This window comes from Mycobacterium angelicum (genome assembly GCF_002086155.1).
GTDB classification, from domain to species: domain Bacteria; phylum Actinomycetota; class Actinomycetes; order Mycobacteriales; family Mycobacteriaceae; genus Mycobacterium; species Mycobacterium angelicum.
This window is the reverse complement of record NZ_MVHE01000047.1, coordinates 1-13777: the sequence shown is the minus strand read 5'-3', so window position 1 is coordinate 13777 and position 13777 is coordinate 1. Positions and strand designations below refer to the sequence as shown.

Below are 13777 nucleotides of genomic sequence, written 5' to 3'. Positions count from 1 at the left end.
TCGAACATGACCGTCGACACGATCGAGAAGACCAACAGCGACATGGCCGAAGCCGATGTATGTGACGAAGCCGAGCCGGTGGTTAGCAGGTTCCGGCGGCCGCGGCGGTGGGTTGCGCTTCTTGTCCTGGCGGCGGCGATCGCCGGCGGCATGTTCGGGTACGACAAATACCGCAACGCGGCCGACGAGCTGGCGGCCCTGCGCCAGAGCAATTCCGATCGCGACGCGGCCGCCAAGCTCGCCAGGGAGTACGCGCTGAAGTCGCTGACCTACAGCTTCGAGGACCCCGACGCGTTCTTCCGGTCGGTGGAGGGCGGCGTCTCGCAAACGCTCAAAGACAAATACGTCAACGCCACCGACGTCCTCAAGGGCGTCATGCTGCAGGCGCAGGTCACGTCGACCGGTGAGGTGCTGGCCACCGACGCCGTCGCCCAACCCGGCCAGGTGTACCAGGTGGTGGTATCGGCCGCACAGTCCACACGCAACATGCAGAACCCGAAGCCGCGGGTATCGCTCATCCTGCTGCAGGTGACGATCAACAAGGCCGGCGACGGCTGGCAGGTGTCCGATATCGGACCGAAGACCGGTAACCACGCTCCATAGCGGCTTGCGGGCGCGAGCGTAACGCCACCTAGGTTTCCGGCTGGATTTTTCGCAGTGGCGTTACGGTCGCGACAAACCAGGCTCGACGTTTGACCGCTGCCGTAAGCGGAAATGCCTTTTGAATGCACGGCACGCTCGAACGTCACGCCACCTGGGACGTCGACGATCGATTCGTGCTACCGGCGCCGGATGGCCTGCTGGGTAAGCGGGTACGCCATGACAGCGTCGACGAGACCGTCGTGTACTACGACACCCCAGACCACGACCTGCGCGCCTTCGGCGTTTCGCTGCACCGCCACGACGGCGACGGCACAGCGGGCTGGCGGCTCGAGATTCCGGTCAGTGGCGGGCACACCGAATTGCGTTGGCCGCCTTCGGATCACCCGCCCGCCGAGGCGATCGGCTTGCTCACCGGCCTGACTGCTGGCAAAGGTCTGGTCGATATCGTCAAGATTCACACCCTGCGCGAACGCTATCGCCGAACCAAGCCACGCCTCGAAGTCGACGACGATCGGGTTCGCGCCTCAGTCGGAGCGCGCCTGCTGGCGTGGCGTGAGATCGATGTGGACGCCGACGGCCGGGACCGCTCGGCGGCCAAGCGAATCGGTAAGCGGCTACGCGCCGCAGGCGCCCGGCCGTCGCGGTATTCGTCGAAGCTCGCACACGTCGCACCGGCCGAACCGGTACCGGCGGGCCGGGCGGCAGCAGCGTTCGTCGACTATCTGAACGCGCAGATCGATCAGATAGCCGCCGGTGACATCGGATTGCGGCGCGGCCGAGACCCGATCCACGACACCCGGGTGGCGATCCGCCGGGTACGCAGCACGCTGCGGGTATTCGCACCGGTACTCGACGAGGCGATCGGCGACATGGACGGTGAACTCAGGTGGTTCGCCGGACTACTCGGCGACGTCCGCGATTGCCGGGTCCAGCAGCACCGCTTCGGCGACGCGATCGATGGCCTTCCCGACGAACTGGTGCTGGGACCGGTCAAGGCGCGCATCGGCAACGATCTGCAGGCCGTCGAACTTCCGGCGCGCGCTGCCGTACGCGAGGCGATGGACTCCGAGCGCTACCTGGCCATCGTGGCGGTGCTGCGGCGCTGGCGCACCCAACCGCCCGTCGCCGCCGACGTCACCACCGCCAAGCTGCGAAAGCGGGTGCGCGGCGCCCGGCGCAAGGCGGATCGGCGGCTGGTGACCGCTCTTGGATCCCAACCACAATCCGGACAGGACCACCTACTGCACCGGGCGCGCAAAGCCGCCAAGCGAGCACGTTACGCCGCCGAACTGTGTCGGCCGCTGCACCAGGGCGCGAAGCGGAAAACCAAGCGGTACAAGCAAATTCAGCGCGTGCTCGGCAATCATCAGGACACCGTGGTCGCCACCGAAGCGCTGCGCAAGATGGCGATAGCGGCGGGAACGACTCCCGGGGAGAACGGCTTCACCTACGGCATGCTCTACGCGCGCGAGCGGCACATAGCCGACCAATGCCGTCAAGAAGCCCGGCAACTCGGATAGGCCCGCCGGGATGGCCCGTTGAGGGGGCGGGCCATCCCGGCCTACGCGGGTGTACGTAGCGGTGTCAGCCGTTGGGCGCGTGGCGCCCGGTAGTCGGCTGGTCCTCGGTTTCGCGCCGGTCCTTGCTGACGGTGGGGTCGATGCCGTCGGCGCGGTCCCACTGTTGCTTCAGTTGTTCGCGCGATGCCGACAATTGGTTCTCGTGTGCGGCCGCTCGCTCCTGCAGCCGGGCGGCTTCGGCGGCCTTCACCTCGGCCTCGGCCTGGGCGGCCCGCGCCTTGGCGGCCGTTTCGTCGGCCAGTGCCTGACGGCGTTCGACTTTGGCGGTTTGCAACCGGGCCTGCTCGCGAATCTCCTCGGCATGGCGTTGGCGGCGGCGCCGCTGGCCTCTGGTGAGGGCCACGGCCAGGGCGATGACTAGCAGGATCGCCACTACCGCGACGATCACAATCCATATGGCGCTGGTACTCATGATGAGCTCCGTCGATAGATCGGTCTGGTTGTGCTGCAGCCGTCCCTACCGAGTCCCCATATTCAACAGATATAAAACAAGCCCGCCGCCCGGACACGCATTGTTGGGATCGGTATGTCGGCCGATGGCGCCAATCGGCAAGTGTGCCCGGGAGCATCAGCTAACCGTGCGGGGTCCGGGCCGCGCTTGCCAGAATGGCCTACATGACCCTGGATCTGACCGGATACTTCAACCGCATCAACTACGGCGGCCCCACCGAACCGACCCTTGATGTGTTGCAGAATCTGGTGACAGCACATACCCGAACGATTCCTTTCGAGAATCTCGATCCGTTGATGGGAGTTCCGGTCGACGACCTGGGGCCCGATGCGCTCACCGACAAACTGGTGCGCCGCCGCCGGGGCGGCTACTGCTTCGAACACAACGGTCTGATGGGTTACGTGCTGGCCGAACTCGGGTATCGAGTGCGCCGTTTCGCCGGCCGGGTGGTGTGGATGCGCCCGCCGGACGCGCCGCGCTCGGCGCAGACGCACACCATGCTGGCGGTCACGTTTCCCGGCTCTCAAGGGTCCTATCTGGTCGACGTCGGCTTCGGCGGCCAGACGCCGCCGTCGCCGCTGCGCTTCGAGACCGGCGGCGCGCAGCAGACGACGCACGAACCGTACCGGCTCGAGGAGCGCGGCGACGGGCTGATCCTGCAGGCGCAGGTGCGCGGCGAGTGGCAGACCCTGTACGAGTTCACCACTGCGGTCCGCCCGCAGATCGACCTCACGGTCGGCAGCTGGTACACCTCGACCCACCCGGCGTCGCACTTCGTGACCGGCCTCATGGCGGCGGCGGTGACCGAGGACGGACGCTGCAATCTGTCCGGCCGCACACTGGCCGTGCACCGCCCCGATGGGACCGAGAAGGTTCTGCTCGAGGACGCCGCCGCGGTAGTCGATACCCTGGCCGACCGGTTCGGCATCAACGTCGCCGATGTCGGCGAGCGCGGTGCGCTCGAAGCGCGGATCGACCGGCTACTGACCGGGCAACCAATCGCCAATCCGGCGTAGGGCTTCCTCGACGTCGCTGGTCGGCCCGGCGAACGACAGGCGGACAAACGAATTTCCACGCGTGGTGTCGAAGTCGATGCCCGGCGCAATGGCAACGCCGGTGTCCGCCAACAACTTTGAGCAGAACACCAGGGAATCGGTGGTGAAGTCGGAGACGTCGGCGTAGACGTAGAACGCACCGTCGGTGGGCGCCAGTCGTTCGATGCCGATCTCGCGCAGGCCGCCGAGCAACAGCGACCGGTTGATCGCGTAGTGCGCCAGGTTGCCGTCGGCTTCTGCGGTTGCGTCCGGCGTGAAAGCCGAAACCGCCGCGATCTGGGATAGCACCGGCGGGCAGATGGTGAAATTGCCGGTGAGGCAATCTACCGCGCGGCGCAGTTCGGCCGGCACCAGCAGCCAGCCCAACCGCCAGCCGGTCATCGCGTAGTACTTGGAAAAGCTGTTTACCACCACCGCGTTTCGTGATGTCTGCCACGCGCAGCTGGTTTGTGGCGCTCCGTCGTAGACCAGGCCGTGGTAGACCTCATCGCTGATCAGCCGAACACCGGAGGCGTCGCACCAAGACGCTATCGCGGCCAGTTCTTCGGGCGGTATCACCGTGCCGGTGGGGTTGGCCGGGCTGGCGACGATCACCCCCTGCACCGGCGGATCGAGTTCGGCGAGCATCTGCGCGGTGGGCTGAAACCGGGTGTCCGGACCGCACGGGATCTCCACGACCTCACATCCCAACGCGGACAGGATGTTCCGGTAGCAGGGGTAGCCGGGGCTGGCCATCGCCACCCTGTCGCCCACGTCGAAGCACGCCAGGAAGGCCAGCAGAAAGCCGCCCGAAGAACCCGTCGTGACCACCACCGCATCCATGTCGACGGAGATGCCGTGCTGGCGTTGGTAATCCGCCGCGATCGCGGTGCGCAGCTCCGGAATACCCAGTGCCACCGTGTAACCCAACTGGTTGAGATGTAGCGCGGCGGCAGCGGCCGCCCGTACCGGCTCGGGGGCGCCCACGCTGGGCTGACCCGCCGAGAGGTTCACCAGATCACCATGGGTGCGCTGGCGCTCGGCGGCCGCCAGCCAGACATCCATCACGTAAAACGGTGGGATGCCGGCGCGCTGTGCGACACGCTCATTCACTGGGGGCAAGCACCTCTGCTTCCAGTCGGCGCAGCAGTTCCCGTGGCGACGCGAGCAGCCGCGCGCTGCCGTGCGCGCGCTTGAAATACAAGTGCATGTCGTGTTCCCAGGTGATCGCGATGCCGCCGTGTAGCTGAATACCTTCGGCCGCAACCCTACTCAGCGCCTCGCTGGCGGCCAGCCGCGCGGTGGCGGCATTGGTTCCGCTGGGTTCGATGCAGGCATCGTCGACGACGGCCTTGGCCGCGGCGACCATCACGTACAGGTCGGCCATCCGGTGCTTGAGCGCCTGAAAGCTGCCGATCGGGCGGCCGAATTGCACTCGGCTCTTGGCATATTCGACGGTCAATTCCAGGCAGCGTTCGGCGGCTCCGACCTGCTCGGCCGCCAGCAGGATCGCCGCGGCGTCGGCCAGGCCGGGGTCTGCGCCGACGGATTCGGCTTCTTCCGGCTCGACGCGAGCCAGCCGGCGGGTGGGATCCATGGTGGTCACGGGCTGCGCGCTGAACCGAGTCCAGCGGCTCAGCCGGCCGTCGGCGGCGGCGACGACGACGTCGGCGATGTCGCCGTTGACCACGTACTCGGGGTCGAAGACCAGCGCGCCGATCGAGGTTCCCTCCGCGAGGGCCGCCAGTGTATCGGCGTCGGGCTCAGCGGCGGTGAGCAATGCCAGTTCCGTCAGGGTGGTGCACAACAGGGGAGAAGGGACCAGCGCGCGACCCAGCTCTTGTAAAACCGTTGCGGCATCGGCTAATTCACCACCGGCTCCGCCCAGTTCCTCGGGGATCACCAGTGCGGCGGCACCGACCTGTTCGCACAGCAGCTGCCACAGCGACTCGTCATAGCCGCGGTCGGATTCCATCGCCGCGCGCACCGCCGCCGGGCTGGCGTGCTTGGTTACCAGGGCGGCGACGGTCTCGGCCAGCAGTTGACGTTCTTCATTCATGGCGCCGCTCCTCTTCATCGCTCCGCTCTGCATCGTCGCCGGCGCTATTCATGGCAGTGCCTCCAACACCCGCCGCCGATGCTGCTCGGGCGTACCCCATGCCGAGCGCAATGCCTGCACCCGCAACAGCAACAGCGACAGGTCGTGTTCCTGGGTGAACCCGATCGCGCCGTGGGTCTGCAACGACGACCGCGCCGCCAGCAGCGCGGCCTCGCCCGCAGCGACCTTGGCGGCACTGACGTCGCGGGGCTCCATCGACAATGCGGCGCCGTAGACCAGGGGGCGGGCTAATTCGATCGCGATGTGGACGTCGGCGAGCTTGTGCTTGATCGCCTGGTATGAGCCGATCGCCCGGCCGAATTGAGTCCGTTGCCTGGCGTAGTCCACGGTTGCGCCTAGCAGTGCCCCGGCTGCCCCGACCAGTTGAGCCGCGGTGGCCAGGGCGCCGAATTCGTAGGCGCGCTTGGTGTTTGCCTGCCACGGCTCACCGGTCGCGGTCACCTCGTAGAGGCGACGGCTCGGGTCGACGGACTCATGCTCGTCACCGGGCTTGGCTTCCCTGACGCCGCTTTCGTCAGCCAGCAGCACTACCCCGGCGGTATCGGCATCGACCGCATACGGTACCTGCGGTGGCAGTGCGACGGTGGCGATCAGCTCACCGGAAGCCAGCCCGGTACTGCGCTCGTCTGCGGCCAGTAAAACCGGTGCGACGGCAATGGATTCGGTGACCGGGCCGGGCACGCACCAGTGCCCGAGCCGTTCCAGAGCGACCACCAGGTCGACCGGGTGAGCGTCGATCCCGTCGTACTTCTCCGGTACCGCCAGTGCGGTGACGCCGAGGTTGGCCAATTGCTCCCACACCTTGCGGCCGGGTACGGCGTCGCCGGCCCCCCAGGCCCGGACCGCGCCGGGAAGGTCCGCGGCGCCCAGGGCCGCGTCGATACTGGCCGCGAAGTCGCGTTGCTGTTCGTCGAGTACGAATCGCATTCCTAGGCCCCCTTCTTCTCTCGCGGCAGGCCCAGCAGACGCTCGGAGATTATATTTCGCTGGATCTCGTTGGTACCGGCGTAGATCGGGCCGCCCAGGGCGAACAGCAGGCCCTCGGTCCACGGCCCCGCCAGCTCGCCGTCGGCGCCCCGGATGTCGAGTGCGGTCTGGTGCAACTCCACATCGAGGTCGGACCAGAACACCTTGGTCACCGACGACTCCGCGCCCAGCTCACCGCCGGAGGCCAGTCTGGTCACGGTGGCGAATGTCTGCAGCCGGTAGGCCTGTGCCTTGATCCAGCCGTCGGCAACCCGATCGGCGAATTCCGGTGGCGAGCCGTTTTCCCGCCACAGCCGCACCAGTCGTTCCGCGGCCGCCAGGAAGCGGGCCGGGCTGCGCAGCGACATGCCGCGCTCATTGCTCGACGTGCTCATGGCCGCGCGCCAGCCGTCGTTGGGGGTGCCGATCACGTCGCGGTCGGGCACGAAGACGTCGTCGAGAAAGATCTCGCCGAAGCCGGTGTCGCCGCCGAGCTGGACGATCGGCCGTACCGTTATGCCGTCGGCCTTGAGGTCGAACATGAAGTAGGTGAGGCCGTGGTGCCGCTCGGCGGTGGGATCGGACCGGAAAAGCCCAAATCCCATGTCGGCGAACGGCGCTCGCGAGCTCCAGATCTTCTGTCCGTTGAGCAGCCAGCCGCCGTCGGTCTTGCTGGCGGTCGAGCGCAGCGACGCCAGGTCGCTGCCCGACTCGGGTTCGGACCAGGCCTGCGCCCAGATCTGTTCGCCGCTGGCCATCTTCAGCAGGATCCGCTCCAGTTGTTCTTCGGTGCCGTGCGCGAACAGCGTCGGCGCCAGCATCGAGGTCCCGTTGGCGCTGGCGCGGCCCGGTGCCCCGGCGCGAAAGTACTCCTCCTCGTAAACCACCCAGTGCAGCAGCGGAGCATCGCGGCCGCCGTACTTCTTCGGCCAGTTGATCACCGACAGGCCGGCATCGAACAGCACCCGATCCCAAACCCGGTGCTGGGCAAAGCCTTCGGCGTTGTCATACGACTTGGTGGGAATTGACTCCTTGTGGGCGGCGAGGAAATCGCGCACCTCGGCCTGGAAGGCCAGCGTCTCTTCGTCGAAGTTCAGATCCAATTCAGGCCAACTCTCGCAGTTGTGGTTTGACCACCTTGCCGCCGGCATTGCGCGGCAACGTGTCGACGAATCGCACCGATCGCGGCGCCTTGAAGTTCGCCAAATGCTCACGGGTGTAGGCGATCACCGATGCCTCGTCAAGGTCGGCTCCGGGCCGGGTGACGATGAAGGCCCGGCCCACTTCGCCCAGCCGCTCGTCGGCAACGCCGATCACCGCTGCGTCGGCCACGCCCTCCAGCCGGGCCAGCACCTGCTCGATCTCGGCGGGGTAGACGTTGAAGCCGCCGCAGATATACATGTCCTTGAGCCGGTCGGTGATGCGCAGATTGCCGGCTTGGTCCAGCGCGCCGATGTCGCCGGTGTGCAGCCAGCCATCGGAATCGATTGCGGCGGAGGTGGCTTCGGGGTCGTCGAGGTAGCCCAGCATGACATTGGGCCCGCGCAACAGTACCTCTCCGGTGTCCGAACCGTCGTCACCGATGCGCAGTTCGAAGTCGGCGAACGGGCGCCCGCAGGTGGTCGCCACCGTCACCGCGTCGTCGTCGGCGCGGCACATCGTGCCCATGCCGTTGGCCTCGGTCAGGCCGTAAGCCGTGAGCACGATGTCGATGTCGAGCTCGGACTGCATGCGTTCCACCAGGACCACCGGTACGGTCGCTGCGCCCGTCACCGCGAACCGCAGTGAGCTGAGGTCGTAGTCGGCGCGAGCCGGGTGATCGAGCAGCGTCTGATAGATGGTCGGTGGCCCGGGCAGCACGGTGATGCGATGTTGCTCGATGGCCTGCAGGGTGCGCAACGGGTCGAACGTCAGATGGGGGATCAGCGTCGCGCCGGTCTGCAGGCAAGCCAGGATGCCGGCCTTGTAGCCGAAGTTGTGGAAGAACGGATTGATGCAGAGGTAGCGATCGTCGCTGGTGATCTTGCCGTTGGCCGCCCACGACGCCGACGCTCCCAGCGACTGCCGGTGCGCGCACAGCACGCCTTTGCTGCGGCCGGTGGTGCCGGAGGTGAACAGGATGTCGCTGACATCGTCGGGCGTGACGGCGGCGGCGCGGGTGGGTACGGCCGTGACGTCGGCACCGAGGGCGACGAACTCGTCCCAGGTGCCGTCGGATTCCTCGATCGGAATTCGCACGATCTGCCGCAACGCGGGCAAAGCGGCGCGGTCGAGGTCGGCTGCACGATCCTTGCCGAGGAACCGGCCCGGCGCGAACAGCACCGGAGCTTCGGTTCGAGCCAGGATGTCGGCGGCCTCGGCTGCGGTATAGCGGGTGTTCAGCGGCACCATCGCGGCGCCGGCGTGGTGGATAGCCAGACACGCCACCACCCAATGCCAGGTGTTCGGGGACCAAATGGCCACCCGGTCTCCGGCCTGCACGCCGAGGCTGATGAGCGCGGCAGCGGCGCGGTAGATCTCGTCGCGCAGCTCAGTCGCGGTGAACGTCCGGTCCTCGGTGATCAGAACCTGGTGATCGGGGAGCTGGGCCACGAGACGATCCAGCGCCGCGGGCACGGTGCGGGGATCGGCGGACATGGCACTAGGCTAACAAAGCAAGTGCTTGGTAGGTTAGCCTACAGGTCATGCAGGAGGTCGAGGAGTTCCGGGCGGAGGTCCGCCAATGGCTCGGCGACAATCTGGTCGGCGAGTTCGCAGCACTCAAGGGTCTCGGCGGGCCGGGGCGCGAGCATGAGGCGTTCGAGGAACGCCGCGCATGGAACCAGCATCTGGCCGCCGCGGGACTGACCTGTCTGGGATGGCCGGTCGAGCACGGCGGGCGCGGGCTGTCGACGGCGCACCGGGTGGCGTTCTACGAGGAGTACGCCCGGGCGGACGCTCCGGACAAGGTCAACCACTTCGGTGAAGAGTTGCTGGGCCCGACACTGATCGCGTTCGGCACTCCCGAGCAGCAACAGCGCTTCCTGCCGCGCATTCTCGACGTCACCGAATTGTGGTGCCAGGGATATTCGGAACCCGGCGCCGGCAGCGACCTGGCCAACGTGTCGACCACTGCCGAACTCGACGGCGACCAGTGGGTGATCAACGGCCAGAAGGTGTGGACGTCGCTGGCGCACTTGTCGCAGTGGTGCTTTGTGGTAGCGCGCAGCGAGAAGGGTTCCAAGCGGCACGCGGGTCTCTCGTATCTGCTTGTGCCCCTTGACCAACCGGGGGTGAAGATCCGGCCGATCGTCCAGATCACCGGCACGGCCGAATTCAACGAAGTGTTCTTCGACGATGCCCGCACCGACGCATCGTTGGTGGTCGGCCAGCCCGGCGACGGCTGGCGGGTCGCGATGGGAACGCTTACCTTCGAACGCGGCGTCTCCACCCTGGGCCAGCAGATCGTCTATGCCCGTGAGCTTTCCAACTTGGCCGGGCTGGCGCAACGTACCGGCGCCGCCGACGACCCGTTCATTCGGGAGCGGCTGACCCGGGCGTGGACCGGGTTGCGCGCGATGCGTTCCTACGCGCTGGCCACCATGGATGTTGAGCAGCCCGGTCAGGACAACGTATCAAAGTTGTTGTGGGCCAACTGGCATCGCGATCTGGGCGAGCTGGCCATGGATGTGATCGGCAAGCCCGGGCTGGTGCTGACCGCGGGTGAGTTCGACGAATGGCAGCGGCTCTACCTATTTACCCGCGCCGACACCATCTACGGCGGATCCAACGAAATCCAGCGCAACATCATTGCCGAGCGGGTGCTCGGCCTGCCCAGGGAGGTGAAGGGGTGAGCTTGTCTGAAGCGCCCGAAGAGGTTGCCGGACACGGACTTCTGGACGGCAAGGTGGTCGTGGTGACCGCGGCGGCGGGCACCGGCATCGGCTCGGCCACCGCGCGGCGGGCGCTACTCGAAGGTGCTGATGTCGTCATCTCCGACCATCACGAACGGCGCCTGGGGGAGACCGCCGACGAACTGTCTGCGCTGGGCCTGGGTCGTGTCGAAAGCGTGGTGTGCGACGTAACGTCTACCGCCCAGGTCGACGCGCTGATCGCATCGACCACGGCGCGGATGGGTCGACTCGACGTATTGGTCAACAACGCGGGCCTGGGTGGTCAAACCCCCGTAGCCGACATGACCGACGAGCAGTGGGACCGGGTTCTGGATGTGTCGCTGACGTCGGTATTCCGGGCCACCCGGGCGGCGCTGCGCTACTTTCGCGACGCACCGCACGGCGGGGTGATCGTCAACAACGCCAGCGTGTTGGGCTGGCGGGCCCAGCATTCGCAATCGCACTACGCCGCGGCCAAGGCCGGGGTGATGGCCTTAACGCGTTGTAGCGCAATAGAAGCCGCCGAATATGGGGTCCGGATCAACGCGGTGTCGCCCAGTATCGCGCGGCACAAGTTCCTGGACAAGACGACGTCTGCCGAGCTGCTCGATCGGCTGTCGGCGGGCGAGGCTTTCGGGCGCGCCGCCGAGCCCTGGGAGGTGGCGGCCACCATCGCGTTCCTGGCCAGCGACTACTCGAGTTACCTTACCGGAGAAGTGATTTCGGTATCGAATCAGCATCCGTGAGCCGGTGGCTTACGACAGCCGACTGAGGTTGAACAAGCCGGATACGAACGAACCGACGTTGAGCAAGCCGGAGTTGAAGCCGCTTGACGAGACTGCCGTGCCGGGGACGCCCTTATTTCCAAAGCCGGAGCTAAAGCCGTTAAACACGGTGCCGCCGCTAGCGGTGTTGCCAAAGCCCGACGTGGCGTCACCACTGTTGCCGAAGCCAGAGCTTGCGCTACCCGTAGTGTTGAAGCCCGAATTGACGAGACCGGTATCGGTGATGATGCCGAAGCCGGTGTTCACGTTGCCCGAATTCCAAAAGCCCGTGTTGCTGGTGCCCGAGTTCCCGTTGCCGGTGTTGAAATCGCCCGCATTCCAGAAACCCGTGTTGACGCTGCCCGAGTTCCCGAAGCCGGTGTTAAAGGTGCCCGAGTTCCCGATGCCCGTGTTTACCTGGCCAATGTTCCCGATCCCGGTGTTGCCCAGGCCCGAATTCCCCAGTCCGACATTCCCGATACTCGAGTTTCCGATGCCAATGTTGTTGAGATGCCCCGGCATCGGGGCATTGACGCCCGTGTTGAAGATGCCAACGTTGTCGCTTCCCGAGTTGAAGAAGCCGATGTTGCCCGTGCCCGAGTTGCCGATGCCGATGTTGCCCGTGCCCGAGTTCAGCAGTCCGGCGAAGTTGATGCCCACCTGATTGTTGCCGGTGAGACCGATTCCGATGTTGCCGTTGCCGGCGTTGCCGAAGCCCCAGTTGCCGCTACCCGCGTTTCCGCCACCGACGTTTCCGTTGCCGGAGTTTCCGCCCCCGATGTTTCCGACGCCCCTGTTGCCGAAGCCCACATTGGAGTCGCCGAGGTTACCCATCCCCACGTTGTGACCGGGGTTGGTGCCAGGCCCGCCTGCGTTGCCGAATCCGATGTTTCCATTGCCGCTGTTTCCGGCGCCGAAGTTACCGCTACCGAGGTTGCCGCTGCCGGCGTTGGCGTCGCCGAAGTTCCCCCCGCCGATGTTCCGGTTACCGATGTTGCCGTTGCCCACGTTCAAGCTGCCGGTGTTTCCGCTGCCGAGGTTGGTGTCGCCCACACTGTTGCCGGTGTTACCGATGCCCAGGCTGGGCAGACTTTCCAACAGCTGCTCGAACGGGTTCAATGCAGCTGCCGCGGCCGACGCCCCGGAGTGGTAGCCGAACATTGCTGCGACGTCTGTGGCCCACATCTGCTCGTACTGGCATTCGGCGGCCATGATGGCCTGCACGTTGAGCCCCAGCCAGTTTGAGCGAACCAACTGCAAAAATATGTCCCGGTTGGCCGACACGGCCAGCGGGTCGATCGTCGCCGCCCGCGCCGCTTCGAACGCACTAACCACCGCCTGCGCCTGCCCGGCCGCTCCGGCGGCCGTCGCCGAGGCAGCGCTCAGCCAACTCGCATACGGAGCCGCCGCGGCGGCCATGGCCGCCGAAGCCGGGCCCTGCCACGCCTGACCGGCCAGGCCTGACGTCACCAAGACGAACGAATCCGCCGCGGCCGCAAGCTCATTGGATAATCCCCGCCACGCCGTGGCCGCCCCGAGCATCGGTGCGGAGCCCGCTCCGCCGCACATCAGCAATGAATTGATTTCCGGCGGCAGCATCGGAAAATTGACCATGACGACCTCCTGCCCCGATGAATCGGGCAATTAACCCCAGATGCTACGACGCCGGCAGAACCGATATGGGGTTTTCGCGCAGTGGGTGGCGGCACCGTGCCGACACCTATATCGCGTGCCTAGGGCAATAACCGGCTCAGGTTGAACAAGCCCGAAACGCCGGTGCCCATATTGAAAAAGCCTGAGTTGACGCCGGCAGTGGTGGTGCTCAGCGCGGTGTTCAGAACCCCGATATTGCCAATGCCGGAAATTCGGGCGTTAGCACCGGGGGCGCCGCTAACCGAGTTGAAGAATCCCGACATATCGCCGTGGATAGTGCCACCGGTGGCGGAGTTGAAGAAGCCCGAGACCTTGTTACCGGTGTTACCGAAGCCTGAGTTAACCGAGGCGGAGTTCGTCGTTGCCCCGACGGACGTGTTCGTATTGCCCGAGTTGAAGAAGCCGGTGTTTACGCTGCCCGAGTTCCCCGCACCGGTGTTATCGGCGCCCGCATTGTCGAAGCCGGTGTTGACGTTGCCCGAGTTCCCGAAGCCGGTGTTCTCGGCGCCGGAGTTACCGAACCCGGTGTTGAAGTTGCCCACGTTGCCGAAGCCGGTGTTTCCGATACCAGAGTTGCCGAAGCCCACGTTGCCGGAGCCAGCGTTGCCAAAGCCGAGGCTGTTGAAGTGGCCGGGCTGCAGGGCATTGGTGCCCGAGCTGAAGAAGCCGATATTGCCCTCGCCGGAGTTGAAGAAGCCGATGTTGCCGGCCCCGGAGTTTCCGATGCCGATGTTG

The 13777-nt window shown here is 66.1% G+C and carries 12 protein-coding genes and 1 pseudogene; 5 read left to right on the top strand and 8 right to left on the bottom strand.

Going from position 1 to position 13777, the window contains the following annotated elements:
• Positions 1–6: 6 nt before the first annotated feature.
• Entirely contained in the window at positions 7–603 is a 597-nt protein-coding gene (locus BST12_RS21220) for a hypothetical protein (protein ID WP_083115132.1), read from the top strand.
• A 122-nt stretch (positions 604–725) separates the two neighbouring features.
• Positions 726–2123 (top strand): CYTH and CHAD domain-containing protein, encoded by a 1398-nt coding sequence (locus BST12_RS21215; RefSeq protein ID WP_083115130.1) that lies wholly within the window; start codon positions 726–728, stop codon positions 2121–2123.
• 64 nt (positions 2124–2187) lie between these two features.
• Here BST12_RS21215 and BST12_RS21210 read toward each other — a convergent pair whose 3' ends face one another.
• Positions 2188–2595: a hypothetical protein gene (locus tag BST12_RS21210; RefSeq protein WP_083115128.1), complete on the bottom strand. Its 408-nt coding sequence runs from the start codon at positions 2593–2595 to the stop codon at positions 2188–2190.
• Between the two features lie 203 nt (positions 2596–2798).
• Here BST12_RS21210 and BST12_RS21205 point away from each other — a divergent pair, with 203 nt between their 5' ends.
• Positions 2799–3650, top strand: a complete 852-nt coding sequence (locus BST12_RS21205) for an arylamine N-acetyltransferase family protein (protein WP_083115176.1) — start codon at positions 2799–2801, stop codon at positions 3648–3650.
• Here the strand turns inward: BST12_RS21205 and BST12_RS21200 are convergent.
• Genes BST12_RS21200 through fadD3 form a run of 5 tightly spaced genes read right to left on the bottom strand, consistent with a single transcriptional unit; the run spans position 3615 to position 9390 of the window.
• Entirely contained in the window at positions 3615–4781 is a 1167-nt protein-coding gene (locus BST12_RS21200) for a pyridoxal phosphate-dependent aminotransferase (RefSeq protein ID WP_083115127.1), read from the bottom strand. The genes BST12_RS21205 and BST12_RS21200 overlap by 36 nt on opposite strands.
• Positions 4774–5727, bottom strand: coding sequence for an acyl-CoA dehydrogenase IpdE2 (gene ipdE2, locus BST12_RS21195; protein WP_083115125.1), 954 nt, complete (start codon positions 5725–5727; stop codon positions 4774–4776). The genes BST12_RS21200 and ipdE2 overlap by 8 nt, the downstream gene beginning before the upstream one ends.
• Before the next feature lie 48 nt (positions 5728–5775).
• Positions 5776–6714 carry an acyl-CoA dehydrogenase family protein gene (locus BST12_RS21190; RefSeq protein ID WP_083115124.1) on the bottom strand — a complete coding sequence of 313 codons (939 nt, stop codon included), beginning with the start codon at positions 6712–6714 and terminating at the stop codon, positions 5776–5778.
• 2 nt (positions 6715–6716) lie between these two features.
• Complete coding sequence (locus tag BST12_RS21185; RefSeq protein WP_083115122.1) at positions 6717–7856, bottom strand: acyl-CoA dehydrogenase family protein; 1140 nt, start codon at positions 7854–7856, stop codon at positions 6717–6719.
• Position 7857: 1 nt separating this feature from the next.
• A complete protein-coding gene (gene fadD3 / locus BST12_RS21180; RefSeq protein ID WP_083115121.1) occupies positions 7858–9390 on the bottom strand; it encodes a 3-((3aS,4S,7aS)-7a-methyl-1,5-dioxo-octahydro-1H-inden-4-yl)propanoate--CoA ligase FadD3 in 1533 nt (510 codons plus the stop codon).
• 47 nt (positions 9391–9437) lie between these two features.
• Here fadD3 and ipdE1 point away from each other — a divergent pair, with 47 nt between their 5' ends.
• Together ipdE1 and ipdF are read left to right on the top strand one after the other, a co-directional pair.
• Positions 9438–10586 (top strand): acyl-CoA dehydrogenase IpdE1, encoded by a 1149-nt coding sequence (gene ipdE1 / locus BST12_RS21175; protein ID WP_083115119.1) that lies wholly within the window; start codon positions 9438–9440, stop codon positions 10584–10586.
• Positions 10583–11371, top strand: a complete 789-nt coding sequence (gene ipdF, locus BST12_RS21170) for a (5R,7aS)-5-hydroxy-7a-methyl-1-oxo-2,3,5,6,7,7a-hexahydro-1H-indene-carboxyl-CoA reductase (protein WP_083115117.1) — start codon at positions 10583–10585, stop codon at positions 11369–11371. The genes ipdE1 and ipdF overlap by 4 nt, the downstream gene beginning before the upstream one ends.
• Before the next feature lie 9 nt (positions 11372–11380).
• On the opposite strand, the gene BST12_RS21165 is transcribed toward ipdF, so the two are convergent.
• Complete coding sequence (locus tag BST12_RS21165) at positions 11381–13003, bottom strand: PPE family protein (RefSeq protein ID WP_083115115.1); 1623 nt, start codon at positions 13001–13003, stop codon at positions 11381–11383.
• A gap of 119 nt (positions 13004–13122) precedes the next feature.
• Positions 13123–13777, bottom strand: a pseudogene (locus tag BST12_RS21160) (hypothetical protein); the annotation flags it as partial.